This is a genomic window from Aquabacterium sp. A7-Y (assembly GCF_026153205.1).
Classification (GTDB): Bacteria; Pseudomonadota; Gammaproteobacteria; order Burkholderiales; family Burkholderiaceae_C; genus Caldimonas.
Window position 1 is genome coordinate 49184 of the sequence record NZ_JAPFBW010000007.1, and the last position, 24717, is coordinate 73900.

Consider the following 24717-nt stretch of genomic DNA (forward strand, 5'->3'; position numbering starts at 1 on the left):
ATGACTGCACTGGTTATTGCTGAACACGACAACAACTCCATCAAGGGCGCCACGCTCAACACCGTGACCGCGGCCGCCGCTTGCGGCGCTGATGTGCACGTGCTGGTGGCCGGCGCCAATGCCGCCGCCGCCGCTCAAGCCGCAGCCCAGATCGCGGGCGTCGCCAAGGTGCTGCACGCCGACGGCGCGCCGCTGGCCGAAGGCCTGGCCGAGAACGTCGCCGCCCAGGTGCTGGCGATCGCCGGCAACTACAGCCACATCCTGTTCCCGTCCACCGCGATGGGCAAGAACGTCGCGCCGCGCGTGGCGGCCAAGCTGGACGTGGCCCAGATCTCCGACATCATCAAGGTGAACAGCCCCGACACCTTCGAGCGTCCGATCTACGCCGGCAACGCGATCGCGACGGTGCAGAGCGCCGACAAGGTCAAGGTCATCACGGTGCGTACCACCGGCTTCGACGCGGCGGCTGCCACCGGCGGCTCTGCGGCGGTCGAGTCGGTCGCGGCCGTGGCCGACGCCGGCACTTCCAGCTTCGTCGGCCGTGAAGTGACCAAGAGCGACCGGCCCGAACTGACCGGCGCCAAGATCATCGTCTCCGGCGGCCGGGCGCTGGGCTCCAGCGACAAGTTCACCGAGCTGCTGACCCCGCTGGCCGACAAGCTGGGCGCCGCCCTGGGCGCCAGCCGCGCCGCGGTGGACGCCGGCTACGCGCCCAACGACTGGCAGGTCGGCCAGACCGGCAAGATCGTCGCTCCGCAGCTCTACATTGCCGCGGGCATCTCGGGCGCCATCCAGCACCTGGCCGGCATGAAGGACTCCAAGGTGATCGTCGCGATCAACAAGGACCCCGAGGCGCCGATCTTCAGCGTGGCCGACTACGGCCTGGAAGCCGACATCTTCACGGCGGTGCCGGAGCTGGTCAAAGCGCTGTAAGCCGGCGCGAGCGTCAGGAACCCGTTCGCCCCCAGCTCGTGGGCAACGGGTTTTTTTCCGCCCGTCATTCTTTTTTGCACATCAGGACCAAGGAGACCCCATGAGTTACCAAGCCCCCGTCAAGGACATGCTGTTCTGCATGAAGGAACTGGCTGGCCTCGAACAGGTGGCCGGGCTGCCGGGCTTCGAGGATGCCGGGCTGGAAACCGCCCAGGCCGTGCTGGAGGAGTGCGCCCGTTTCAACGAAGGTGTGGTCGCGCCGCTGAACTTCGAAGGCGACAAGAACCCCGGCGCGTGGAAGAACGGTGAAGTCAGCACCGCCCCCGGCTTCAAGGAGGCCTTCCGCCAGTTCGGCGAAGGCGGCTGGCAGGGCCTGCAGCACCCGGCCGAATTCGACGGCCAGGGCCTGCCGAAGACCATCGGCGCGGCCTGCGTCGAAATGCTCAACAGCGCCAACCTCAGCTTCGCGCTGTGCCCGCTGCTGACCGACGGCGCGATCGAGGCCCTGCTGACTGCCGGCACGCCCGAGCAGCAAAAGCTCTACCTGCCGCGCATGATCTCGGGCGAGTGGACCGGCACGATGAATCTGACCGAGCCCCAGGCCGGCTCGGACCTGGCGCTGGTGCGCACCAAGGCCGTGCCGCAGGGCGACGGCAGCTACCGCATCAGCGGCCAGAAGATCTTCATTACCTTCGGCGAGCACGACATGGCGGACAACATCGTCCACCTGGTGCTGGCCCGTACGCCCGACGCTCCCGAGGGCGTCAAGGGCATCTCCCTGTTCATCGTGCCCAAGTTCCTGGTCGACGCGCAGGGCACGCTGGGCAAGCGCAACGACGTCTGGTGCGCCTCGATCGAGCACAAGATGGGCATCAAGGCGAGCCCGACCGCGGTGCTGGTCTACGGCGACGACAAGGGTGAGGTCGGCCCCGGTGCGATCGGCTACCTGGTCGGCGAGGAGAACCGCGGCCTGGAGTACATGTTCATCATGATGAACGCGGCCCGCTTTGCGGTCGGCGTGCAGGGCATCGCGGTGGCCGAGCGCGCCTACCAGCGGGCCGTGCAGTACGCGAAGGACCGCGTGCAGTCGCGCCCGGTGGACGGATCGCTGCCCGGCTCCGCCGCCATCATCCATCACCCCGACGTCAAGCGCATGCTGATGACCATGCGTGCCAGCACCGAGGGCTGCCGCGCGATGGCCCTGGTCGGGGCCGCGGCCTACGACGCGGCCCACCACCATCCGGACGCCGCGGTGCGCAAGCAGAACCAGGCCTTCTATGAATTCCTGGTGCCGCTGGTCAAGGGCTACAGCACCGAGATGAGCCTGGAGGTCGCCAGCCTGGGTGTGCAGGTGCACGGCGGCATGGGTTTCATCGAGGAAACCGGTGCGGCGCAGTACTACCGTGATGCCAAGATCCTGACGATCTACGAGGGCACCACGGCGATCCAGGCCAACGATCTGGTGGGGCGCAAGACCGCCCGCGACGGCGGCCAGGTGGCGCGCGCCGTGGCGGCGCAGATCGAAGCGACCGAAGCCGAGCTGGCGCGCCGCGACAGCGCCGCCGCTCAGGCCACGCTGAAGCGGCTGCGCGCAGCGCGCGAGGCCTTCGTGCAGGTGGTGGACTTCGTCGTCGCCAACACCAAGACGCGGCCCAACGCGGTGTTCGCCGGCAGCGTGCCCTACCTGATGCTCGCCGGCAACCTGGTGGCCGGCTGGCAGCTGGCGCGCGCGCTGCTGGTGGCCGAGGAGCGCCTGCAGGCGGGTCAGGACGTGCCCTTCATGCAGGCCAAGATCGCCACCGCGCGCTTTTATGCCGAGCACATCCTGGCGCGCGTGCCGGGCCAGCGCGACACCATCCTCGAGGGCGGCGACAGCGTCACCGCCCTGGCGCTCGACGCTTTCTGAGCATCGGTCTGTACGACCCGGGCCGCCGCAGTGCGGCCGTTTCCGCCGGCCGCGCCGCGGCCGTCTTCATCCAGGGAGACTCGCGTGTCTTTGCCCACCGTCCTGCGGAACCTGCCGCTGCCCGTCATCGGCTCGCCGCTGTTCATCATCAGCAACCCCAAGCTCGTCATCGAGCAGTGCAAGGCCGGCGTGGTGGGCTCCATGCCGGCTCTCAATGCCCGTCCGGCCTCCCTGCTGGACGAGTGGCTGGCCGAGATCACCGAGACGCTGGCAGCCTACAACCGGCAGCACCCCGAGCGGCCCGCGGCACCTTTCGCGATCAACCAGATCGTGCACAAGTCCAATGACAGGCTGGAGCAGGACCTGGAGCTCTGCGTGAAGTACAAGGTGCCCATCATCATCACCTCGCTGGGGGCACGCCCGGAGGTCAACCAGGCGGTGCACAGCTACGGCGGCGTGGTGCTGCACGACATCATCAACAACACCTTCGCGAAGAAGGCGATCGAGAAGGGCGCCGACGGCCTGATCGCAGTGGCGGCCGGAGCTGGCGGCCACGCCGGCACCACCAGCCCATTCGCGCTGGTGCAGGAGATCCGCGAGTGGTTCGACGGTCCGCTGGCGCTCTCGGGTGCGATCGCCCACGGCCGCTCGGTGCTCGCCGCCCAGGCCATGGGCGCGGACTTCGCCTACATCGGCTCGGCCTTCATCGCCACCGAGGAGGCGCGCGCGATCGAGGGCTACAAGCAGATGATCACGCAGAGCAGCAGCCAGGACATCGTCTACTCCAACCTCTTCACCGGCGTGCACGGCAACTACCTGAAGGGCTCCATCGTCAACGCCGGCCTCGACCCCGACAAGCTGCCGGAAAGCGATCCGAGCGCGATGAACTTCGGCGGCGAAGGCGCCAAGAAGGCCTGGAAGGACATCTGGGGTTGCGGCCAAGGCATCGGCGCGATCAAGCAAGTCGTGCCCGCCCGCGTGCTGATTGAGCGCTTGCGCAGCGAATACCAGGCTGCGCGCCAGCAGCTCTGCGCGGCCTGAGTCCCAAGGCCGGGCAGCGCCCGGCTCAAGGGCAGGGGCGGCCCTTCACGGAGCCGCGCCCCTCTCAGCGCCGTTTCGCAGTGGCCGGCTTCCACTTCGTGCGCATGTACAGCGCGCCATCGGCCAGTTCGTCCAGCATTTGCTCCAGGCGCTTCAGCTGGGTCGCGTCGGTCTTGGCGCGCAGGATCCAGCCGAGGTAGTCGTTGCGCTGGTAGGGCGGGCGGGCCTCGTAGGCGGCCATCAGATCCCGTTGCTCCAGCGCGTGCTTGACGAAGCCGGGCATCGGGTGAAGGGCGCGCCTGAGCGGCGACGGCAGTGATGTCATGTTGAAACCTCCCTGAGTCTCAATCGGGCCGCGCCACGGTGGGTGGCGAGCGGCAGCGTGTGCGGGCTGTCTTGGCAGCCCGTCGAGGGGTGAATATACTGTATGGAAATACAGTTCTCAATGCCCCGTCATATCCCACACTCCGGCCCGGTCTTCGGGCCGGTCCTCGAACCTGCCATGCCCTCCGATCCTCTCCTTCCCGGGGCCTTCAAAGGGCGCGGCACGGCCCTGCGCATTGCGCATCGTTTCGAGCGCGCCGAGCGGGAGGGCTTCGACGACGGCTGGGGCACGCTGGAGCAGGACGCCCGCGAGGAGCACCTGCCGCCCGCCACCACGATCATCGAAGAGCGCGTCAAGTCGCTGCTGGCGGCCAACGATTCGCCCGACATTCCCTTCGAGCTGTCCATCAACCCGTACCGAGGTTGCGAACACGGCTGCATCTACTGTTATGCGCGGCCTACCCACAGCTATCTGAACCTGTCGCCCGGGCTGGACTTCGAGACGCGCATTGTCGCCAAGGTCAATGCGGCCGAACGACTCGAAGAAGAACTGGCCCGGCCGCGCTACCGACCCTCGCCGATCAACATCGGTTCGGCCACCGACGCCTACCAGCCGGTCGAGCGCAAGCTCGGGCTGACGCGCCAAGTGCTGGAGGTGCTGACGCGCTGCGCCCATCCTTTCACCATCATCTCCAAGTCCTCGGGCGTGGAGCGCGACCTGGACCTCATCGCTCCGGCTGCGCAGGCGGGCCGGGCCTGGGTGTCGATCAGCATCACGACGCTCGACGGCGTCTTGTGCCGCATCATGGAGCCGCGCGCGGCCTCGCCGCTGCGGCGGCTGGAGACGGTGCGCCGCCTGTCGGCCGCGGGCGTCCCGGTGGGCGTCAACATCGCGCCCATCATCCCCTTCCTCAACGAGCCTGAGATCGAGCGGCTGGTCGAGGCGGCGGCTGACGCGGGGGCCGGCTCCATCCACTACACGGTGCTGCGGCTGCCCTGGGAGGTGAATCCGCTGTTCCACCAGTGGCTGGAGCAGCATTTTCCCGAGCGCGCCGGCCGCGTCATGGCGCGCGTGCGGGAGATGCGCGGCGGGCAGGACTACAAGGCGGACTTCGGCTCTCGCATGAAGGGCACCGGCCTGTGGGCCGAACTGATCCGCCAGCGCATCGACAAGGCGGTGACCCGTTGCGGCCTGACGCGCCAGGTCAAGGCGCTCGACGCCGGCGTTTTCAGGCCGCCGCAGAAGGACGGGCAGGGCGTGCTGTTCTGAAGCCTGGCCCGTCCGAGAAGCGCCGTGGCGGCTACTTGGTGGCCGAGCAGCGGTCGAATTCGGTCTTGCGTTTGGCGTAGTCGGCGCAGAAATCGTCCTTGCCGGTGGTCGACTTGATCGGCTTGCCTTTGTAGGTGGCGGTGATGACCTTGCTGTGCGTGATGTCGAGGCGGTCGTTGGCACAGGCTTTCAACGCCGCCTCCTGGCAGGCTTTTTCCGAGCTGGCCGGCGCCGGCTTGGCGCAGGACTGCTGACCATCGCATTTCTTGTAGCTCTCGGCTTCCTTGCCGGGGCAGGCGGTGCGCGTGTAGTGGATGGTGCAATCGGACGGATCCTGCGCATACCCGCTGGCGGACGCCAGGAACAGGGCGGCCGAGAGGATCAGGTAGCTCTTCTGCATGTCGATCTCCTTGGGCAAAGTCGGTCCTTGGGCAAAGTCGGCTGCTGCGGCAGCCGGGGCCGGGACGACTGCCGCACTGCCCCGGAGCGGGCGATTGTCGGCCGCCCGGGTGTCGGTTTCATGAAGAGAGGCCGGCGTGGGTCCGCCCCATAACCCTTGGTTTCTGCTCGACCGCGGTTTTCCAGCCGAAATGAGCAGGAAACGAAAAAGCCGCCTTGCGGCGGCTCTCGAGATCGGGGAGCGGGTCGTCGACCCGCCGGCTCACTTGAACAGGTCCTTGACCCGGTCGGTCCAGCTCTTGGCGTTGGGCGAGTGGCGGTCGCCGCCCTTCTTGAAGGACTCGTCGAGCTCCTTCAGCAGCTTGCGCTGGTGCTCGGTCAGCTTGACCGGCGTCTCCACCGCGATGTGGCAGTAGAGGTCGCCGGGGTAGGCCGACCGCACGCCCTTGATGCCCTTGCCTCGCAGGCGGAAAGTCTTGCCGTGCTGGGTGCCCTCGGGCAGTTCGATCTCGGCGCCGCCGCCCAGGGTCGGCACCTCGATGCTGCCGCCCAGCGCCGCGGTGACGACGCTCACCGGCACGGTGCAGTGCAGGTCGTCGCCGTCGCGCTCGAAGATGTCGTGTTTCTTCAGGCGGATTTCGATGTAGAGGTCGCCCGGGGGGCCGCCGTTGGTGCCCGGCTCACCGTTGCCGGCGGAGCGGATGCGCATGCCCTCGTCGATGCCGGCGGGGATCTTGACCTCCAGCGTCTTGGTTTTCTTCAGCTTGCCCTGGCCGTTGCAGGCCGTGCAGGGCTCGGGAATGATCTTGCCGGTGCCGTGGCAGTGGGGGCAGGTCTGCTGGATGCTGAAAAAGCCCTGGCGCAGGTGCACGGTGCCCGAGCCGGCGCAGGTCGGACAGGTCTTGGCGCTGGTGCCGGGTTTGGCACCGCTGCCGTTGCAGGTGTCGCACTCCTCCCAGCTGGGGATGCGCAGCTGCGCTTCCTTGCCGTGGGCGGCTTCCTCCAGCGTGATTTCCATCGCGTAGGACAGGTCGCCGCCGCGGTAGACCTGCGGGCCGCCGCCGCCGCGGCGGCCGCCGCCCTGACCGCCGAAGATGTCGCCGAAGATGTCGCCGAAGGCCTCGGCGAAACCGCCGAAACCTTCCGGACCGCCCCGGCCGCCCATGTTGGGATCGACCCCGGCGTGGCCATACTGGTCGTAGGCAGCGCGCTTCTTGGGGTCGGAGATCATCTCGTAGGCCTCCTTGACCTCCTTGAATCGCTCCTCGGCCTCCTTGGCGGCGTCACCCTGGTTGCGATCCGGGTGGTATTTCATCGCCAGCTTGCGATAGGCCTTCTTGATGTCGTCCTCGGAGGCGTTTTTCGCTACGCCCAGGACTTCATAGTAGTCACGCTTTGCCATGGTGTTTCAGGTCCGGAATCGAATGGAAAGTCAGGCGGCCACCGGGGATCGGCCCAGCCCGCGCAGGAATCTGAAGTGCGCGGCGACGGCCGAACGCACCGAGGGGAAGCTCTTGTAGGGCACGCCGAACTCCTCGCAGGTCTGCCGCACGATGCGGCTGATGGCCGGGTAGTGCACGTGGCTCACATGGTGCAGAAGATGGTGTTCGACCTGGAAGTTCAAACCCCCCATGTAGAAGGACGCAAGCCGGTTGCCGGGAGCGAAGTTGGCAGTGGTTTTGACCTGGTGGGTGGCCCAGTCGTCTTCCAGCCGGCCGCTGGCCGGATCGGGCTGCGGGAAGTCGGTGCCGTCCACGGTGTGCGCCACCTGGAACACCAGCGACAGGGTCAGGCCGAACACGAAGTGGATGCCCAGGAACACCACCAGCACCTGCCAGGCGGGATGGAAAAACATCGGCAGCACCAGCGTGTAGCCGACATAGAACAACTTGGTCGCGACGAAATAGGGCGTCTCCCACCAGGCGCGGCGCTGCAGCGGGGTGGTGCCGATGCGCCCGCTCAGCACCTTCTGCCAGTCGCCGAACAGCAGCAGGTAGAGCGTCAGCAGGCTGTAGAGCAGCGGCGCGTACCAGTGCTGCAGCCGGTGCCAGGGGTACCAGCGCTGGCTGGGGCTCAGGCGCAGCAGGGCGCCGATCGCGATGTCGTCGTCCTTGCCGTCGATGTTGGTGTAGGTGTGATGCAACTGATTGTGCTTCTGGCGCCACAGCATGCTGCTGCTGCCCATCAGGTCCATGGTCGCCCCCATCAGCCGGTTCAGCCAGGGCTTGCGCGAATAACTGCCGTGCGCGCCGTCGTGCATCACGTTGAAGGCGATCAGCACGTAGCCCTGCACGACACCCAGGGCGGCCAGGGCCGCCGACCACCCGTGTTCCACCCACCACACCAGGCTGACGTAACTCGCCGCGAACAGTGCGAAGGCAAACAGCGTCTTGGCGTGCAGCCGCCAATCCCCCGTCTCGCGCTTCCCCTCGGAAGCGAAATGGGCCCGTACGCGGGCCTTCAAGGTTTCGAAAAAGGGCGCGCGGGGGGCAAACACCACCCGCGCAGGCACAGCTTGACTCATCAATATCGACCCTGATTTTTCTTCGATGCCTGTCGGCCGCGCAAACACAAACGCAAGAGAGGGCGTCGCGACGCCGGTCTCTTGCGTTGTCGGGCCGCACGGCCGGCGCTTGAATTACTTCTTGTCTTTCACTTCGGTAAATTCCGCGTCCACCACGTTGTCGTCGGCCGGCTTGCCGCTGTCCTGCCCGCCGCCCGGTGCCGCGCCCGGCTGGGCGCCTGCCGCACCGCCCGCCGCCTGCTGGGCGGCCTGCATGTCGGCGTACATCTTCTCGCCCAGCTTCTGGCTCGCCGTCATCAAGGCTTCGGTCTTGGCATCGATGTCGGCCTTGTCGTCACCCTTGAGCGACTCCTCGACGTCCTTGATCGCGGCCTCGATCTTCTCCTTCTCGCCGGCTTCGAGCTTGTCGCCGTACTCGGTCAGCGACTTGCGCACGCTGTGCACGGTGGCGTCGGCCTGGTTCTTGGCCTGCACCAGCTCGAGCTTCTTCTTGTCCTCGGCGGCGTTGAGCTCGGCGTCCTTCACCATCTTCTGGATCTCTTCCTCGGACAGGCCGGAGTTCGCCTTGATGGTGATCTTGTTCTCCTTGCCGGTGCCCTTGTCCTTCGCGCTGACGTGCAGGATGCCGTTGGCGTCGATGTCGAAGGTCACCTCGATCTGCGGCACACCGCGCGGCGCGGGCGGAATACCTTCGAGGTTGAACTCGCCCAGTGCCTTGTTGCCCGAGGCCATCTCACGCTCGCCCTGGAAGACCTTGATCGTCACTGCCGGCTGATTGTCGTCGGCGGTCGAGAAAGTCTGTGCGAACTTTGTCGGGATGGTCGTGTTTTTCGCGATCATCTTCGTCATCACGCCGCCCAGGGTCTCGATGCCCAGCGACAGCGGGGTGACGTCCAGCAGCAGCACGTCCTTGCGCTCGCCGCCCAGCACCTGGCCCTGGATCGCGGCACCGACCGCCACCGCTTCATCGGGGTTGACGTCCTTGCGCGGCTCCTTGCCGAAAAATTCCTTGACCTTCTCCTGCACCTTGGGCATGCGGGTCATGCCGCCGACCAGGATCACGTCGTCGATCTCGGTGACCTTGACGCCGGCGTCCTTGATCGCGATGCGGCAGGGCTCGATGGTGCGGGCGATCAGCTCTTCCACCAGGGCTTCCAGCTTGGCGCGGGTCAGCTTGATGTTGAGGTGCTTGGGGCCCGACGCGTCGGCCGTGATGTAGGGCAGGTTGATGTCGGTCTGCGAGCTGTTGGACAGCTCGATCTTGGCCTTCTCGGCGGCTTCCTTCAGGCGCTGCAGGGCCAGCACGTCCTTCGACAAATCGACGCCTTGTTCCTTCTTGAACTCGGCGATGATGTAGTCGATGATGCGCTGGTCGAAGTCCTCGCCACCCAGGAAGGTGTCGCCGTTGGTCGACAGCACTTCGAACTGCTTTTCGCCGTCGACGTCCGCGATCTCGATGATGGAGATGTCGAAGGTGCCGCCGCCCAGGTCATAGACCGCGATCTTGCGGTCGCCCTTGTCGGTCTTGTCCAGGCCGAAGGCGAGCGCGGCTGCGGTCGGCTCGTTGATGATGCGCTTGACTTCCAGGCCGGCGATGCGGCCGGCGTCCTTGGTGGCCTGGCGCTGGCTGTCGTTGAAGTAGGCGGGCACCGTGATCACCGCTTCGGTGACCGGCTCGCCGAGGTAGTCCTCGGCGGTCTTTTTCATCTTGCGCAGCACCTCGGCGCTGACCTGCGGGGGTGCCAGCTTCTTGCCCCGCACTTCCACCCAGGCGTCGCCGTTGTCCGCCGCGGTGATGCTGTAGGGCATCAGGTCGATGTCCTTCTGCACTTCCTTCTCGGTGAACTTGCGGCCGATCAGGCGCTTGACGGCGTACAGCGTGTTCTTGGGGTTGGTCACCGCCTGACGCTTGGCCGAGGCACCGACGAGGATCTCGCCGTCTTCCTGGTAGGCAATGATCGAGGGCGTGGTGCGGGCACCTTCGCTGTTCTCGATCACTTTGGGCGTGTTGCCTTCCATGATGGCGACGCACGAGTTGGTCGTGCCCAGGTCAATGCCGATGATCTTTGCCATGTTGATGACTCCTTGAAACTGAAAAATCTGGTTGTCGTCTAGTTGTGGATAAGCGGCCTGCTTTCAAGCCCCGGCGGCGCTTGAAAGCTGCGTTTGCAGGCGCTGGACTGCCTCGGTGAACCGAGGCAGTCCCGGCCAGCTGGTGATGCGCCCCAGCTTGCGGCGGCGATGGAAAAAGTAGAAGGTCGGGACGCCGTGCAGGCTGAAGCGCCGACCCAGTTCGGTGTCGCTGTAGACGTTGGCGTGCAGCCAGTGCAACCGCAGCGTGGCGATGTCCGCGTGCCGCAGCAGCGCGGCCTTCTTGAACTGTTCACAGTTGAAGCAGTTCTCGCCCCAGAAGTAGACCGCCACCAAGGCCTCGCCGGCGTTCTCCAGCGCGGCATCGAAGCCGACAGCCGAGACCGGCCGCATGCCGAAACGCTCGAAAAAACCCTGCGTCTCGTCGTCCTCGGCAGGCCGGGCGGCGTCCACCGTCATCACTTCGGTCCCGACACCGTGACCAGGGCCGGGCGCAGCACCCGCTCGGCGATCACGTAACCTTTCTGCAGCACGGCCACCACGGTGTTCGGCTCCTGATCGGCCGGCACCACGCTGATCGCCTGGTGCTGGTGCGGGTCGAACTTCGCGCCGGCTGCCGGACTGATCTCCAGCACCTTGTTGCGCTCCAGGGCCTGGACCAGCTGGCGCAGGGTCGCGTGCACGCCCTCACGCAGTTGCTCAGGGGTGCCGCCCTGCACGGCCAGGGCCGCTTCGAGGCTGTCCTTGACGGGCAACAGGCTCTCGGCGAAGCCCTCGACGGCAAACTTGCGCGCCTTGGCGATCTCTTCCTCGGCCCGGCGACGGATGTTCTCCGTCTCGGCCTTGGCGCGCAGGTAGGCGTCGGACACCTCGGCGTGCTTGATCTCCAGTTCGGCCAGGCGCTGCTCGGGCGTGGCCACCCCGTGTGCGGACTGGGCCGCCTCGGCTTCCGGGGCCGCCGTTGCACTTTGATTTGTTTGAGAATTTTGAGGTTCTGTCATGACACGTTCCCACCAAAACGCCGGAAATGGGGTCACTGTCCGAGAGTTCAAGAGGTCCCGGATTCCCCCGGCGAAAGGCCAGTTGCTGGCGAAGGGACCGCATTGTGCCGGCAAACTGCGCGATCTTGCCGGCTTTGTCATTCGCCTGTCGCAGTGGGAAAAGATCGCCGTTCAGGTGGTCACAACCGCCGTCCAGCGGCAGCCGCCGGCTGAGGCACACTGAGCGGCGAAAATGCGGGTTTGCCCTGGGGTTTGACCTGGTTTCGGAGGCGTTACCAACGAGAGGTATGCACAAGTCCATAGGCACAGACAAGGCGGCTCGGCCGCCAACCAGCGCGATGATGACCGTGGCGCCTAGCGACCGCCATGCGGACGTGGCGCTGCGCGCAAGCATGGCCGTGATGGCGCCGGTGGCGCGCTGGCTGATCCGTAACGGGGTGCAGTACGGCGCTTTTGCGACCGCGCTGAAGTCGGTGTTCCTGCAGGTGGCGCGCGAGGAGATCGAGCGCAGCGGGCGCAGGGCCACCGATTCCGCGCTGAGCGTGCTGTCCGGCGTCCATCGCAAGGACGTGCGGGCGCTGACCGGCGACGTGCGTCGCGAGTTGCGCCCCAAGTCGGTGTCGCTGGTATCGCAGGTGTTCACCCGCTGGGTGACCGATCCGCGCTACCGCAACGACGACGGTTCCCCGCGGCCCTTGCCCCGCCTCGGCGAGCAGGGGTCCTTCGAGGCGTTGGCGCGTGAGGTTTCCTCCGATGTCCACCCTCGCACCCTGCTCGATGAATTTGTCCGGCTGCACCTCGTCAACATCAACGGCGATGTGGTGGAACTGGTCGCGGCGGCCTTCGTTCCGTCGGCCGACTACGAGGAGCTGGCGACCTTGTTGGCGGCCAACACCGGCGACCACCTGTCGGCCGCGGTGCACAACCTGACCACCAACCAGCCGCGTTTCCTGGAGCAGAGCGTCTTCGGCGCAGGCCTCAGCGCGCAGTCGGTGCGTGAGCTGGGTCAGGTCGCACGCGACATCTGGGCCCAGGCTTTCCAGCGCATGGCCAGCGAGTACCAGCCGCGCAGCGAGGCCGACCAGGAGGAAACCGATAGCCACCGCATGCGTTTCGGGGTCTACTATTACAGCGAGCCCGCACGCAACGACAGCACGCAGCAAGGGTGACCGAAGTTGAAGAGCAGTAAATACGTGCCCCGTTTCGGGGCAATTTTCTTGGCATCCGTACTGGCCTTGACCGCAGCCTCCTGCGGCGGCGGTGCGGGGCTGGGCTCGGGCGGCACAGGCGCACCGATGAGTCAGAGCTCGGGCACCGTGACCGGTTTTGCCAGCGTCATCGTCGACGGCACCGAGTTCCACGACGACGAAGTCACGCCGGTGGCCGAGCGCGAGCCGGGTGTCATCCGTCCGGCCGAGGCCAAGCTGGGGCAGTTCGTCGAACTCGAATTCGAACGTCTGAACGGCGAGTTCCGGGCACGCTCGATCCGCCTCGATGCGGCCGTGGTGGGCTATGTGAGCGCGGTGTCGGCGGCTGAAGGGGTGCTGGAGGTGATGGGCCAGACGGTGTTCGAGAACGACAACGCCGACGGCGGCCCGGTTACCCTCTATGCGGGCGTGACCGGTCTGGACGGGCTGAGCGCAGGCGACGCCGTGGAGGTCCACGGCATGCCCCGCTACAACAGCCTGACACGGCGCTACGACGTGCAGGCTACCCGCATCGAGAAGCTGAGCTCGGCACCGACCGCACTGCGCGTCGCGGGTGTCGTCACCAGCCTGCGCGACACCGAGAGCCCCGGCCGCTTCCAGCTGGGCGGCCTGGTGGTCGACCGCAGCGCTGCCGTCCTGTTGCCCCAGGGGCGTGAGCCGACGGCGGGCGCTCGGGTGGTGGTGTGGGCGTCCGAGGCTCCGCGCGACGGCGTCCTGACGGCCACCGGCGTGCGCACCGTGGAGCGCATGGTCGGCGCCACCGAGCTGCCGGCTCGTCTCGGCGGCAGCGTGAGTGCGCACGACGTGCAAGCCAAGCGCTTCGACCTGGCCGGCGTGACGGTCAGCTACGCCGCGGCGGAAATCGTTCCGCCGCAGCGACCGCTGACCGACGGCGCCTATGTGCAGGCCGAGGGGGTGTACGACACGCAGGGTGTGCTGCAGGCCAGCCGCGTCCGCATCTCCCGGAGCGCCGATGCCGACTTCCGCGAAGTGCGCCTGAAAGGGCGCATCAGCCGGTTCGCCGGGCTCACCTCCTTCCTGGTGCGGGGCACCGAGGTGGATGCGAGCGGGATCTCGGACTTCGAAGGCTGCGGAGCGCGGCCGCTGGTCAACGACCGGCGGGTCGAGATCGAGGGACGGGTGCTGTCCGGCCGCCGGCCCGGATCGGTGGTCTGGGCCACGCGGCTGAAGTGCGAAGACTGACGATCTGCTGCGGGCGCCACGAGGCGCCCGCCCTTCGCTGCACGACCCGAGCGGCGCTCGGGATCAGGCGTCGCCCGTGTCGTCGACGCTGACGCTCCAGCGGTTCCAGTCGGCCAGCTCGCGCCGGTCGCGTTTGGTGGGCCGGCCGTGCTCGATGGACTGCGAAGGGTCGGCCAGGAAACGGCGGTTCTTCGCGGCCTGCTCGCGCGACTGCAGGCTCTCGGGCGTTTCTTCGTAGAGCTGCTGGGCCACCGGGGCCGGGCCTCGCACATGGCTCAGTCCCCGCACCACCACGGTACGTTGGATGCCATGGCCTTGCCGCAGGCTGACGCTGTCGCCGACGCGCACCTCGCGCGAGGCCTTGGCCACCTGGTCATTGACCTGCACACGGCCCTTTTCGATTTCGCCGGCTGCCAGCGAGCGGGTCTTGTAGAAGCGGGCGGCCCACAGCCACTTGTCGAGTCGAACACCTTCCATGGCGCTATTGTGAGCCCGGCACCCGTGTCGCGGTCGCTCCCCCCGGGAAGACCACCACCGCATCCAAACCGGCGACACGACCCTGCTCGCTGCGGTTGAGGAGCTCGATGCGCGCGCCCAGTGCCTGACAGATCTCCCTGCAGATGGTCAGGCCCAGGCCGCTGCCGCTGTTCGGATGGGCGGTGTGGAAGGGCTCGAAGAGATGCTCGCGCTGCGCCGCGCCGATGCCCGGGCCGCTGTCGCGCACGAGCAGTCGCACGGTACTCGCTCCGGCGGCAACCACCACCTGCAGCATGCCGCCCGGCGGGCTCTCGCGGATCGCGTTGTGCAGCAGGTTTCGGCTCAGCTCGCGCAGCATCCAGTGATGCGCCTGCACGGTCGCGGGCCGGGCATCGAGCTCGAAGTCGAGCTGCTTCTCGGCGATCAGCGGCGAGAGTTCCAGCGCGACCTCGCTGACGACCTCGGCCAGGTCCAGCGGCTCGCTCTGGCCTTCGCCGTGCACCTGCTCGACCTTGGCCAGCGCGAGCATCTGGTTGGCCAGCGCGATGGCACGGTCCACGGTCTGTCCGATGGCCTGCAGGGTTTCCGCCCCGCCGGCATGGCCGCTCTGACCGTTCTGCACCTGGATCTTGAGCACCGCGAGAGGCGTGCGCAGCTGGTGTGAGGCGTCGCGCACGAAACGCAGCTGGTGGCCCACCAGCCGTTGCAGCCGCTGCATCAGGTCGTTGAGGGCCGTGACCATGGGGCGCAGTTCGCGCGGGGCAGCCCCGGCCTGCAGCGGGGACAGGTCCTCGGCGCTGCGGGACAGCAGCTGGCGGCGCAGCGACTCCACCGGGCGCAGGGCCCGCGTCACCACGGTCCAGGTCACCAGCGCCACGACGGTGATCAGCAAGGCCTGGCGCAGCAGGGTGTCGAGCAGGATCTCGCGCGCCAGCTTCTCGCGCACCTCCAGCGTTTCCGCCACCTGCACCAGCGCCATGCCGCGCGCCTCGGCCGAGGCGACCGGCTGGTAGAGCGCCGCCATGCGCACGGTCTCGCCGCGAAATTGCACATCGTAGAAATCGACCAGCGCCGGGTAGGCGGTCTGCTGAGGGATGCGGCCACGGTAGCGCGGCAGGTCTTCGAAACCCGACAGGAACTGGCCTTCGAAGCCGTCGATGCGGTAGTACATGCGGGCCTTGTTGGAGGCCTCGAAGATCTCCAGCGCCGCGTAGGGCACCTCCACCTTCAGCTCGCTGCCCTGCAGCTGCAGCAGCTCGCCGATGGAGCGGGCCGAAGCCAGCAGCGAGCGGTCGTAGGCCAGGTTGATCGACTGCAGCGCGCGCCGGTAGAGGCTGACGGTGTCGACCACCACGAACAACGCGATCGGCGCGACGATCCAGGCCAGCAGGTAGCGGCGCAAGGACTGGGGCGGGCGCAGCCGCATCGCCTTGCACCTCAACGGCCGTTGTTGTCGGCCTTGAGCAGGTAGCCCAGGCCGCGCAGCGTGATCAGCGACACGCCCGAGCCGGCGAGCTTCTTGCGCAGCCGGTAGGCCACTACCTCGATGGCCTCGAACTGGATCGCCGACTCCATCGGGAACACCAGCCGGAACAGCCGCTCCTTGGGGAAGGCGTGCCCGGGCTTGGCCATCAGCGCCTTCAGCAGCGCCTGCTCGCGGGGGGTGACTTCGAGGATCTGGTCGCCCAGGTAGAAGGCGCCCGAGTCGCGCTCCAGCCGCAACGGCCCGCATTGCAGCGCCGCTTCGGTCTCACCGTGGCTGCGCCGCAGCAGGGCGCGCACGCGTGCTTCGAGTTCGTCGAGGTCGAAGGGCTTGGCGAGGTAGTCGTCGGCGCCGGCGTTGAGGCCCTGGATGCGGTCGCCGACTGCGCCGCGCGCGGTCAGCACCAGGATGGGCGCGGTGACGCCCTGGGCGCGTGCCTTCTGCAGCACCGCCAGCCCGTCCATGCCGGGGATGGTGAGGTCCAGCAGGGTCAAATCGGGCGGGGTGAAGCGCAGGCGCTGCAGGGCATCGGTGCCGTTGCCGCAGTGGTCCACCTCGAAGCCGCGGCGCTCCAGCGCGAGGCGCAGCGCGCGCGCCATCGAATCATCGTCTTCGACGAGCAGCAGTCTCATTCCGCAAGTGTGCAACGAAGCCGCGCGGCCCGCCTCGGCACTTCCGAGGAGCGCCTTGACAGCTGAATGACAGCTGCCCGAAGGGTTTCGACAGCGTGCTGACAGGCCAGGGCCTAGGATCCGGGCTTGCCCTCATCCCGGTGCACCGAAGGTGGGCGCACGATGCGCCCATTGCGCCAAGGTCGCAATCGGGATGCCGGCCGGTGGCACCCGCTTTCTGTCCACAACTCGATAAGGAGATCTCCATGCGTCGAACCTTCCTGCAGCGCCTTGCCCTCACGGCTTCGGCAGCCGCGCTCGGCTCCGTGCTGGCGCTGTTGCCGACTGCGGTGCTGGCCCAGGAGAGCTTCAAGATCATGATCGGGGCCAATCCCGGCGGCGGCTACGACCAGACCGGACGCGGCCTGGGCAAGGCCCTGCAGGAGGCGAAGGCGGCCGGTTCGGTGACCTACGAGAACAAGGGTGGCGCGGGCGGCACCATCGGCCTGGCCCAGTTCGCCAACGCCAGCAAGGGCGACCCGAACGCGCTGGTGGTCACCGGTGCCGTGATGGTCGGCGCCATCGTGCAGAACAAGCCGCCCATCACGCTGGAGAACGCCACCCCGGTGGCGCGCCTGATTGCCGAGTACAACGTTTTTGTGGTGCCGGCCAGCTCGCCCTTCAAGACCATGAAGGACGTCGTCGAACAGATGAAAAAGGACCCGGCCAGCGTCAAGTGGGGCGGCGGCTCCAAGGGCTCGGTGGACCACGTCAGCGTCGGCATGATCGCCCGCGAGGCGGGCGTCGACGTGACCAAGATGAACTACGTGCCCTTCAAGGGCGGCGGCGAGGCGACCGCGGCCATCCTGGGCGGCCACGTCACGGTGGGCACCAGCGGCTATGCCGAGCTGGAGGAGTTCATCAAGGCCGGCAAGATGCGCGCACTGGCCGTGACCTCGCCGCACCGCCTGCGCGGCAGCACCGTGCCCACGCTGGTGGAGCAGGGCATCAACGTCGCCATCGGCAACTGGCGCGGTGTCTACGGCGCCCCCGGCATCACTCCGGCGCAGCGCCAGAAGCTGATCGACGCGGTGTCGCGGGCCACCAAGACCAAGGCCTGGGCCGACGCGGCCGCCGCCAACAACTGGAGCCCCGCGCTGCTGACCGGCGACGAGTTCGCCCGCTTCGTCGACGAGGAGCACGCACGCCTGCGTGCGCTGATGGTCAAGCTCGGCATGGTCTGAGGCCACCGGCCTCGACGAGACCGCAGGGCCGCGGCCCTGCAGCCGCCCCCGCCGCCTCGGCGCCGCGGGGGCGGTCCGCTCCCACAGGATCTGCATCGATGAAGCAACTCTCTCAACAGCTGGTCGGCGCCGGCACCATCGCGCTGGGCGGGCTGCTCGCGCTCGGCGCGAGGCACATTCCGTCGGAAGCCGGCTATTCCGGCGTCGGCGCCAACTTCCTGCCCTGGGTCGTCGCGGTCGCGCTGGCAGTCCTCGGCGCCTGGCTGGTCTGGGAAGCGCGCAGCGGCGGCTTCCGCATGCTGGAGGGCCACGACGAGGCCGCGCGCCCGGACTGGACCAGCCTGGCCTGGGTGGCAGCCGGCCTGCTGCTGAATGCCGCGCTGGTCACGCGGCTCGGTTTTATCGTCTCGTGCTCGCTGCTTTTCGCGCTGGCGGTGCGCGGTTTGCGCCGGGCCGGCGGCGAGCCGACCCCGCTGGCGCGCAGTGCGGCCGACCTGCTCATCGGCGCCGCGATCTCGGCGCCGACCTACTGGCTGTTCACCAAGGCGCTGGGCCTGAACCTGCCGGGCCTCACGACCACCGGCTGGATCTGACATGGAACTCTGGCACAACCTGCTCAACGGCTTCGCCACCGCCGCCACGCCCGTCAACCTGCTGTGGGCCTTCATCGGGTGTTTCATCGGCACCGCGGTGGGGGTGCTGCCCGGCATCGGCCCGGCATTGACGGTGGCGATGCTGCTGCCCTTGACCTCGCAGCTCGATCCGGTCGCCTCGATGATCATGTTCGCCGGCGTGTACTACGGCGCGATGTACGGCGGCTCCACGACGTCCATCCTGCTCAACACGCCGGGCGAGACGGGCACGATGGTGACCGCGCTGGAAGGCAACCTGATGGCCAAGAGCGGCCGGGCCGGCGCGGCGCTCGCGACCGCGGCGATCGGCTCCTTCGTGGCCGGCTCGATCGCCACGCTGCTGGTCACGCTGTTCGCGCCGAGCATTGCCGACTACGCCTTGCAGTTCGGGCCGCCCGAGTACTTCGCGCTGATGATGCTGGCCTTCACGACCGTCACTGCGGTGCTCGGCAAGAGCACCTTGCGCGGGCTGTGCAGCCTCTTCCTCGGTCTGGCGATCGGCCTGATCGGGCTCGACCAGATCACGGGCCAGGCCCGCTACACGCTGGGCGTGGGCGAGCTGGTCGACGGCATCGAGGTCGTGCTGGTCGCGGTGGGCCTGTTCGCGGTCGGCGAGACGCTGTACCTGGTGCTGTACGAGGGCCGCCAGCCCGAGAGCCGCAACACCATGTCGCGCCTGTGGATGAGCGGCAGCGACTGGCGGCGTTCGCTGCCCGCGTGGCTGCGCGGCACGCTGCTGGGCTTTCCCTTCGGCACGGTGCCGGCGGGCGGCACCGAGATCCCGACCTTCCTGTCCTACGGGCTGGAGAAGAAGCTCTCGCGCCACAAGGAGGAGTTCGGCACCACCGGCGCGATCGAGGGCGTGGCGGGCCCCGAGGCGGCCAACAATGCCGCCGTCACCGGGACGCTGGTGCCGCTGCTGACGCTGGGCATCCCGACCTCGACGACGGCCGCCATCATGCTGTCGGCCTTCCAGAACTACGGCATCCAGCCGGGCCCGACGCTGTTCCAGACCTCTTCGGCGCTGGTCTGGGCGCTGATTGCCTCGCTCTACATCGGCAACGTGATGCTGCTGGTGCTCAACCTGCCGCTGGTCGGCCTGTGGACCCAGCTGCTGAAGATCCCCAAGCCGCCGCTGTACGCCGGCATCCTGATCTTCGCGACGGTCGGCGTCTACGGCATGCGCCAATCGGCCTTCGACCTCGTGCTGCTGTTCGGCGTCGGCCTGCTGGGGGTGCTGATGCGGCGTTTCGACTTCCCGGCCGCGCCGGTGATCGTCGGCATGATCATGGGCCCGATGGCCGAGGCCCAGCTGCGCAACGCGATGTCGATCGGCGAAGGCCGCTGGAGCGTGTTTGTCGAGCGTCCGCTGTCGGCCACGCTGCTGGCGCTCTGCGTGCTGGTGCTGGTGATGCCGCGGGTGCTGCGCCGCCTGGCGGCGCGCCGTGCGGCGGCGCGTGCCGGCGCGGCAGCCCCGCTCGCGTCCTGACGATCCGCGCGCCGCGGCTCAGTTCGCGGCGCCCAGGGCCCGCGCTCGCTCGCGCTGCTGGTCCAAGGCATGCGCGTCCGGCGGCGAGGTCGGCCAGCCGGCCAGGTGCTGCTGCGCGATGGCCGCCAGCGCGACGATCCACTCGTGCTGGTCATTCAGGCAGGGGATGTAGTGGAAGTCCCGGCCGCCGGCGCTCAGGAAGGCCTGGCGGCCCTCCATCGCGATCTCCTCCAGCGTCTCGATGCAGTCGCTGACGAACCCCGGGCAGGCGACGTCGACCCGCTTCACGCCCGCCTTGCCCAGCTCGCGCAAGCTCGGCTCGGTATAGGGCTGCAGCCACTCGGCCTTGCCGAAGCGGCTCTGGAAGGTCACCGTGTACTGCCCGGCGGCCAACTTGAGGCGCTCGGCCACCAGGCGGGCGGTCTTCTGGCATTCGCAGTGGTAGGGGTCGCCCAGCGCCAGCGTGCGCCGCGGCACGCCGTGGAAGCTCATCACCAGCCGGTCCGGGCGGCCGTGCGCCTGCCAGTAGGCGCCGATGCGCCGGGCCAGCGCCTCGATGTAGAGCGGGTGGTCGTGGTAGTGGTTGACGAAACGCAGCTCCGGCACGTGGCGCACTTGTTTTGCCCAGGCCGAGACGGCATCGATCACGCTCGCGGTGGTGGTGCCCGAGTACTGCGGGTAGAGCGGCAGCACCAGCACGCGCGTCACGCCCTGAGCCTTGAGCGCGTCGAGCTGGGCCGGGATCGAAGGCTGGCCGTAGCGCATCGCACAAGCCAGCTTCACCGAGACGCCGCGCTCGCCCAGGTAGCCCTGCAGCAGCTTGGCCTGCTTGTCGGTCCAGACCCGCAAGGGCGAGCCTTCGGGGCTCCAGATGCTGGCGTATTTGGCGGCCGAGGCGGCCGGCCGGGTGCGCAGCACGACGCCGTGCAGGATGGGTTTCCAGAGCGCGGCCGGGATCTCGACCACCCGCGGGTCGCTCAGGAATTCCGCCAGGTAGCGGCGCAGCGCCGGGGCGGTCGGGGCGTCCGGCGTGCCGAGATTGCACAGCAGCAGACCGGTACTGTCGGCGCGGCCGTGGGCATGCGGGGGTTCGGGGCGGAATCTCATGGGCAGTCCAGGATGGCGAGCAGGAATTATTCCCGAGCGGCACCGCGGCCGCCGGCGGCCCCTTCAGCCGCCCCGCGGCCGGCGCGGGCAGGCGCGCTCGATCTCGGCGATGACCTTGGCCACCTCGATGGGTTTGGTCCAGTAGCCGAGGAAACCCGCGTCCATGGCGCGCTGGATGTCCTCGGGCATCGCGTCGGCCGAACACATGAAGGCCGGCACGTCGGCCAGGCCGTGGCGGGCCCGCAGTTCCCTGAGCACGTCGAAGCCGCTCATGCCGGGCAGGTGGGCGTCGAGCACCAGCACGTCGGGCCGGAAGTCGCGCACCAGCTCGAAGGCCTGCGGGCCGTCTTCCGCGATCATCAGGTCGATGTAGCCGGTCAGCTTCATCGCCTCCTCGAACAGCAGTGCGTTGATCGGGTTGTCTTCGACATACAGCATGCGCACGTGGTCTATTCCTTCCTCCGGCATCTGGGCCTGCTCGGCCGGTGCCGGCGTATCGGCCGGGGGGCCGGCCGATGCCGGCCCCGCGAGCGGCACCATCAGGGTCACGCAGGTGCCTGTGCCGGGTTCGCTGCTGACCTCGATGCTGCCGCCCATTTCCTCCAGCAGGCGCTTGGCGATGATCAGGCCCAGGCCCGTGCCTTCGATGGGCGAGGTCTCGCGCCCGAGCCGCTCGAAGGGCTGGAACAGGCGCGCCAGCTGGTCCGGCCGCAGGCCCTCGCCGCTGTCTTCGACGCGGATGTCGATCGCGTCGCCCTGGCGGTCGCCCAGGCTGAGCCGCACCACGCCGTCCGGCCGGTTGTACTTGACGGCGTTGGAGATGATGTTGATCAGTACCTGGCGCAGGCGCTGGGAATCGACCAGGACCGTCACGTCCTCCTCGACCTGGTTGTCGAAGTTGACGGCGGCGCTGAGCGCCAGGGGCTCCAGCAGCTCCAGCGTCTGGGCCAGCGTCTTGCGGAGCGAGGTCGGCTCGATCGAGATCGACATCTGTCCCGCTTCGACCCGCTGCAGGTCCAGCACGTCATTGATCAGCGCCAGCAGGTGCTGCCCGGCCTGCAGCATGTGGTCGGCATAGTGGCGCACCTGGGAGGCCGGCGCCTCGGCCGCGCCGAACTTCAGCAGCTGCGAGAAACCGATCATCGCGTTCAGCGGGGTGCGCATCTCGTGGCTCATGCGCGACAGGAACTCGGTCTTGGCGCGGCTCGCCAGCTCGACCGCCTGCTTGTCGCGCAGCGCCCGCTCGGCCGACTTCAGTCGGGTGATGTCGGAATAGGTGCCGACGATGCGCAGCGCCCGGCCCTGCTCGTTGCGTTGCACCACCTTGCCGCGCTCGAACACCCACAGCCAGCGGCCGTCGCGGTGGCGGATGCGGTGTTCGGACTGGTAGACCGGCGTGCTGTCCTTCATGTGCAGCTCGAGCTTCTCCAGCACGGTCGGCAGGTCGTCGGGGTGCAGGCGGCTCGACCACTCGTGCGGCGCGTCACCCAGCTCATGCTCGGCGTAGCCGAGGATCTCTTTCCAGCGGCGCGAGAAATAGACGCGGTCGCTGCTCACGTCCCAGTCCCAGACGCCGTCGCCGCTGCCTTCCAGCGCGAACTTCCAGCGCTGCTCGCTCAACGACAGCGCCTGCTCGGCCTCGCGCTGCCGGGTGATGTCGCGGAAGGTCACCACGGCCGACATCGGTTTGTCGTTGGGCGCCACCCGCAACGGCTGGGCACTCACCCCCAGCCAGCGCAGCTGGCCGTCGCGGCGGCGCAGCCCGAAGACGCGCTCGGTCACCGTCTCGCCGGATTGCAGTGCCATCGTCACCGGGTGCTGCGAGGGCGGCAGCGGGTGCAGCGACTCGGTCAGCAGGTCCAGGCCGGGGGCCATGACGAGTTCGTCCATGCTGGCGTCGAGGATGCGGCAGGCCGCCGGGTTGACCGCAACGACGAAGCTCGCGCTGGTGACCACCATCAGACCGTCGCTGATCGACAGCGCCACCGAGCGGTACAGCTCCTCGCTCAGGCGCAGCCGGTCGGCGGCGATGCTGCGCTGGGTGATGTCGGTCTGCACGCCGATGAAGTGCGTGATGCGGCCGTGTGTGTCCTGCACCGGTGCGACGTGCAGCTCGTTGATGAAACGCGAGCCGTCCTTGCGGTAGTTGTTCAGCACCACCGTGCTGGAGTGGCCGGCGCGCAGGGCGGCCCGCAGCTGCTGCAGCCCGGGCTGGTCGGTGTCGCTGCCCTGCAGCAGGCGGCAGTTGCGGCCCAGGATCTCCTCTCGGCGGTAGCCGGTCAGGCGCTCGAAGGCCGGATTGACGTAGATCAGCGGCTGGCCCGGCGCCAGGGCGTCGACCACGGTCATGGGCAGCGAGGCCTCGGCCTCGATGGCACGCTGCATGATCTGCAGGTCGCGCTCCATCGCGCGCAGCTCGGTCAGGTCGCGCACCAGCAGCAGCACCTGGCGCTCCGACATCGGCATGAAACGGCCTTCGAAGGTGCGCAGGGTACCGTCCAGCGGGGTCAGCTCGTACTCCACCCGCTGCAGCAGGCCGGTGTCGAGCGCGCGCTGCAGGGCCGCCTGGTGCAGGCGGGCCACCGCGGCGGGCAGCGCTTCGTCGAGCTTGCGGCCGCGTGCGTCCTCCACCGAGAGCAGGTGCTGCTGGCGCTCGGTGACGCCGCATTCCAGGTAGCGACCCTGGTCGTCGAGCACGAACCAGAGGTCGGGCAGGGCCTGCAGCACGGCGGCGGTGCGTGCTTCCGAATCGCGCAGCTGGGCTTCACGCAGCTGCTGCGCGTCGCGGGCGCTGCGCTGCGCCTGGATCTCCTCGGTCACGACCCGGGTCGCGCCGCGATAGCCGCGGAAGTGGCCGGCCGAATCGAACACCGGCAGCCCGCTGATCGACACCGTCACCAGGCCCGCGGGGGTCTTGCGGTCGGCGATCAGGTTGGAGAAGGGCTCGTGCCGGGCGCGGGCCTGCAGGTAGGCCTGGTAGGAAGCCTGGTGGTCCGGGTCGGACCGGGGGATCAGGATCTCGGAGGCCGGGCGGCCGACCTCCTCTTCGGCCTTCTGGCCGGTGCGGGCCTCGATGCTCGCCGAGGCCCAGCGGATGCAGCCGTCGGCGTCGGTCTCCCAGAGCCAGTCGCTGCCGGCGCGGCTCGCGGTGCGTACACGCGCTTCCTGCAGACGCCAGCGCTGCTCCTTCAGGCGCGACTCGAGCATCTCGCTGACGAGGCGGGCGATGTCCGCAAGATGGCCGATCACGCCGGCGTCGAAACGGCGTGCGTGTGTATCCAGCACGCTGACGGTGCCGATGCGCCGGCCTTCCACGCTGACCGGCACGCCGGCGTAGGCGCGCAGGCGGGGCGCGCCGGTGACAAAAGGGTTGGCGGCGAAGCGCTCGTCCTCGCGCAGGTCTTCCAGCACCAGCGGCGCATCCGAGAGGATGGTTCGGGCACAGCAGGACTGCGCGCGCGGCGTCTCCCGCAAGCTGGTGCCGTGGGTCGCCTTGAACCATTGCCGCTCGGCATCGACCAGGGTCAACAGGGCCACTGGACAATCCGCCACCTGGGCTGCGAGGCGCACGGCGGTGTCGAAGCAGGCTTCCGGGCCGGTATCGAGGATGCGGAGTTCGCGCAGCGTGGCAAGGCGCTGGGCTTCGTCGGCGGGAAGAGCGGCGTCGGTCATGCGGGCAACAGGAGGCGGGGCAAGCGGCGCCCCGCCGCACTATAGGTCAAGCCACCCCTGCGTCAGGCGGGTCGGGACCGAGGTTTCTTGCCCATCCGCGGA

General features: G+C 68.3%; 22 protein-coding genes. 10 read left to right on the forward strand and 12 right to left on the reverse strand.

The genetic code is table 11. The features are described from left to right. The 3 genes from OOT46_RS07695 to OOT46_RS07705 all read left to right on the forward strand — a co-directional run bounded on the left by OOT46_RS07695 (position 1) and on the right by OOT46_RS07705 (position 3880). A complete protein-coding gene (locus OOT46_RS07695; protein WP_265403012.1) occupies positions 1-933 on the forward strand; it encodes an electron transfer flavoprotein subunit alpha/FixB family protein in 933 nt (310 codons plus the stop codon). Positions 934-1033: 100 nt separating this feature from the next. Then, a complete protein-coding gene (locus OOT46_RS07700; RefSeq protein WP_265403013.1) occupies positions 1034-2839 on the forward strand; it encodes an acyl-CoA dehydrogenase in 1806 nt (601 codons plus the stop codon). Positions 2840-2923: 84 nt separating this feature from the next. Then, complete coding sequence (locus OOT46_RS07705; RefSeq protein ID WP_265403014.1) at positions 2924-3880, forward strand: NAD(P)H-dependent flavin oxidoreductase; 957 nt, start codon at positions 2924-2926, stop codon at positions 3878-3880. Positions 3881-3944: 64 nt separating this feature from the next. On the opposite strand, the gene OOT46_RS07710 is transcribed toward OOT46_RS07705, so the two are convergent. Beyond that, positions 3945-4205, reverse strand: a complete 261-nt coding sequence (locus tag OOT46_RS07710; RefSeq protein ID WP_265403015.1) for a YdeI/OmpD-associated family protein — start codon at positions 4203-4205, stop codon at positions 3945-3947. Between the two features lie 177 nt (positions 4206-4382). Between OOT46_RS07710 and OOT46_RS07715 the strand changes: the two genes are divergently transcribed. After that, positions 4383-5474: a PA0069 family radical SAM protein gene (locus OOT46_RS07715; RefSeq protein ID WP_265403016.1), complete on the forward strand. Its 1092-nt coding sequence runs from the start codon at positions 4383-4385 to the stop codon at positions 5472-5474. Between the two features lie 31 nt (positions 5475-5505). Here the strand turns inward: OOT46_RS07715 and OOT46_RS07720 are convergent, their stop codons facing one another. The 6 genes from OOT46_RS07720 to grpE form a co-directional block, all read right to left on the reverse strand. Continuing rightward, the gene (locus tag OOT46_RS07720) at positions 5506-5874 is read right to left on the reverse strand and encodes a hypothetical protein (RefSeq protein ID WP_265403017.1); all 369 of its coding nucleotides are present in this window, start codon (positions 5872-5874) and stop codon (positions 5506-5508) included. A 261-nt stretch (positions 5875-6135) separates the two neighbouring features. Further along, entirely contained in the window at positions 6136-7275 is a 1140-nt protein-coding gene (gene dnaJ / locus OOT46_RS07725) for a molecular chaperone DnaJ (RefSeq protein ID WP_265403018.1), read from the reverse strand. Positions 7276-7305: 30 nt separating this feature from the next. Beyond that, positions 7306-8397 carry a fatty acid desaturase family protein gene (locus OOT46_RS07730; protein ID WP_265403019.1) on the reverse strand — a complete coding sequence of 364 codons (1092 nt, stop codon included), beginning with the start codon at positions 8395-8397 and terminating at the stop codon, positions 7306-7308. Between the two features lie 114 nt (positions 8398-8511). Then, a complete protein-coding gene (dnaK, locus tag OOT46_RS07735) occupies positions 8512-10470 on the reverse strand; it encodes a molecular chaperone DnaK (RefSeq protein ID WP_265403020.1) in 1959 nt (652 codons plus the stop codon). 63 nt (positions 10471-10533) lie between these two features. Then, positions 10534-10947, reverse strand: a complete 414-nt coding sequence (locus tag OOT46_RS07740; RefSeq protein ID WP_265403021.1) for a thioredoxin family protein — start codon at positions 10945-10947, stop codon at positions 10534-10536. Beyond that, entirely contained in the window at positions 10947-11489 is a 543-nt protein-coding gene (gene grpE, locus OOT46_RS07745; RefSeq protein WP_265403022.1) for a nucleotide exchange factor GrpE, read from the reverse strand. The genes OOT46_RS07740 and grpE overlap by 1 nt, the downstream gene beginning before the upstream one ends. Here grpE and OOT46_RS07750 point away from each other — a divergent pair. The 3 genes from OOT46_RS07750 to OOT46_RS07760 all read left to right on the forward strand — a co-directional run bounded on the left by OOT46_RS07750 (position 11488) and on the right by OOT46_RS07760 (position 13900). Next, positions 11488-11712 (forward strand): hypothetical protein, encoded by a 225-nt coding sequence (locus OOT46_RS07750; RefSeq protein ID WP_265403023.1) that lies wholly within the window; start codon positions 11488-11490, stop codon positions 11710-11712. The genes grpE and OOT46_RS07750 overlap by 2 nt on opposite strands. 118 nt (positions 11713-11830) lie before the next feature. After that, entirely contained in the window at positions 11831-12658 is an 828-nt protein-coding gene (locus OOT46_RS07755; RefSeq protein ID WP_265403024.1) for a DUF6502 family protein, read from the forward strand. Between the two features lie 126 nt (positions 12659-12784). After that, the gene (locus OOT46_RS07760; protein WP_265403025.1) at positions 12785-13900 is read left to right on the forward strand and encodes a DUF5666 domain-containing protein; all 1116 of its coding nucleotides are present in this window, start codon (positions 12785-12787) and stop codon (positions 13898-13900) included. 63 nt (positions 13901-13963) lie between these two features. Here the strand turns inward: OOT46_RS07760 and OOT46_RS07765 are convergent, their stop codons facing one another. From OOT46_RS07765 to OOT46_RS07775, 3 genes are read right to left on the reverse strand one after another with little or no spacing between them, the layout of a single operon-like run. Beyond that, a complete protein-coding gene (locus OOT46_RS07765; RefSeq protein ID WP_265403026.1) occupies positions 13964-14377 on the reverse strand; it encodes an RNA-binding S4 domain-containing protein in 414 nt (137 codons plus the stop codon). Between the two features lie 4 nt (positions 14378-14381). Further along, complete coding sequence (locus tag OOT46_RS07770; RefSeq protein WP_265403027.1) at positions 14382-15803, reverse strand: sensor histidine kinase; 1422 nt, start codon at positions 15801-15803, stop codon at positions 14382-14384. 11 nt (positions 15804-15814) lie between these two features. Further along, positions 15815-16492 carry a response regulator gene (locus OOT46_RS07775; RefSeq protein ID WP_265403028.1) on the reverse strand — a complete coding sequence of 226 codons (678 nt, stop codon included), beginning with the start codon at positions 16490-16492 and terminating at the stop codon, positions 15815-15817. Positions 16493-16737: 245 nt separating this feature from the next. On the opposite strand from OOT46_RS07775, the gene OOT46_RS07780 reads away from it, so the two are divergent. From OOT46_RS07780 to OOT46_RS07790, 3 genes are all read left to right on the forward strand, one after another. After that, positions 16738-17715, forward strand: coding sequence for a Bug family tripartite tricarboxylate transporter substrate binding protein (locus tag OOT46_RS07780; RefSeq protein WP_265403029.1), 978 nt, complete (start codon positions 16738-16740; stop codon positions 17713-17715). A 98-nt stretch (positions 17716-17813) separates the two neighbouring features. Further along, on the forward strand, positions 17814-18308 hold the full coding sequence (locus tag OOT46_RS07785; protein WP_265403030.1) for a tripartite tricarboxylate transporter TctB family protein: 495 nt from the start codon (positions 17814-17816) through the stop codon (positions 18306-18308). A gap of 1 nt (position 18309) precedes the next feature. Further along, positions 18310-19836, forward strand: coding sequence for a tripartite tricarboxylate transporter permease (locus OOT46_RS07790; protein WP_265403031.1), 1527 nt, complete (start codon positions 18310-18312; stop codon positions 19834-19836). Positions 19837-19854: 18 nt separating this feature from the next. Here the strand turns inward: OOT46_RS07790 and hemH are convergent, their stop codons facing one another. Next, on the reverse strand, positions 19855-20943 hold the full coding sequence (gene hemH, locus OOT46_RS07795; protein WP_265403032.1) for a ferrochelatase: 1089 nt from the start codon (positions 20941-20943) through the stop codon (positions 19855-19857). Between the two features lie 63 nt (positions 20944-21006). After that, entirely contained in the window at positions 21007-24615 is a 3609-nt protein-coding gene (locus OOT46_RS07800) for a PAS domain S-box protein (protein WP_265403033.1), read from the reverse strand. Between the last annotated feature and the right edge of the window lie 102 nt (positions 24616-24717).

Coding starts and splice junctions, on each gene's coding strand:
- OOT46_RS07695 (WP_265403012.1), top strand. CDS start 1: ATGACTGCACTGGTTATTGCTGAACACGACAACAACTCCATCAAGGGC.
- OOT46_RS07700 (WP_265403013.1), top strand. CDS start 1,034: ATGAGTTACCAAGCCCCCGTCAAGGACATGCTGTTCTGCATGAAGGAA.
- OOT46_RS07710 (WP_265403015.1), bottom strand. CDS start 4,205: ATGACATCACTGCCGTCGCCGCTCAGGCGCGCCCTTCACCCGATGCCC.
- OOT46_RS07715 (WP_265403016.1), top strand. CDS start 4,383: ATGCCCTCCGATCCTCTCCTTCCCGGGGCCTTCAAAGGGCGCGGCACG.
- OOT46_RS07720 (WP_265403017.1), bottom strand. CDS start 5,874: ATGCAGAAGAGCTACCTGATCCTCTCGGCCGCCCTGTTCCTGGCGTCC.
- dnaJ (WP_265403018.1), bottom strand. CDS start 7,275: ATGGCAAAGCGTGACTACTATGAAGTCCTGGGCGTAGCGAAAAACGCC.
- OOT46_RS07730 (WP_265403019.1), bottom strand. CDS start 8,397: ATGAGTCAAGCTGTGCCTGCGCGGGTGGTGTTTGCCCCCCGCGCGCCC.
- dnaK (WP_265403020.1), bottom strand. CDS start 10,470: ATGGCAAAGATCATCGGCATTGACCTGGGCACGACCAACTCGTGCGTC.
- OOT46_RS07740 (WP_265403021.1), bottom strand. CDS start 10,947: ATGACGGTGGACGCCGCCCGGCCTGCCGAGGACGACGAGACGCAGGGT.
- OOT46_RS07750 (WP_265403023.1), top strand. CDS start 11,488: ATGACACGTTCCCACCAAAACGCCGGAAATGGGGTCACTGTCCGAGAG.
- grpE (WP_265403022.1), bottom strand. CDS start 11,489: ATGACAGAACCTCAAAATTCTCAAACAAATCAAAGTGCAACGGCGGCC.
- OOT46_RS07755 (WP_265403024.1), top strand. CDS start 11,831: ATGACCGTGGCGCCTAGCGACCGCCATGCGGACGTGGCGCTGCGCGCA.
- OOT46_RS07760 (WP_265403025.1), top strand. CDS start 12,785: ATGAGTCAGAGCTCGGGCACCGTGACCGGTTTTGCCAGCGTCATCGTC.
- OOT46_RS07765 (WP_265403026.1), bottom strand. CDS start 14,377: ATGGAAGGTGTTCGACTCGACAAGTGGCTGTGGGCCGCCCGCTTCTAC.
- OOT46_RS07770 (WP_265403027.1), bottom strand. CDS start 15,803: ATGCGGCTGCGCCCGCCCCAGTCCTTGCGCCGCTACCTGCTGGCCTGG.
- OOT46_RS07775 (WP_265403028.1), bottom strand. CDS start 16,492: ATGAGACTGCTGCTCGTCGAAGACGATGATTCGATGGCGCGCGCGCTG.
- OOT46_RS07780 (WP_265403029.1), top strand. CDS start 16,738: ATGCGTCGAACCTTCCTGCAGCGCCTTGCCCTCACGGCTTCGGCAGCC.
- OOT46_RS07785 (WP_265403030.1), top strand. CDS start 17,814: ATGAAGCAACTCTCTCAACAGCTGGTCGGCGCCGGCACCATCGCGCTG.
- OOT46_RS07790 (WP_265403031.1), top strand. CDS start 18,310: ATGGAACTCTGGCACAACCTGCTCAACGGCTTCGCCACCGCCGCCACG.
- hemH (WP_265403032.1), bottom strand. CDS start 20,943: ATGAGATTCCGCCCCGAACCCCCGCATGCCCACGGCCGCGCCGACAGT.
- OOT46_RS07800 (WP_265403033.1), bottom strand. CDS start 24,615: ATGACCGACGCCGCTCTTCCCGCCGACGAAGCCCAGCGCCTTGCCACG.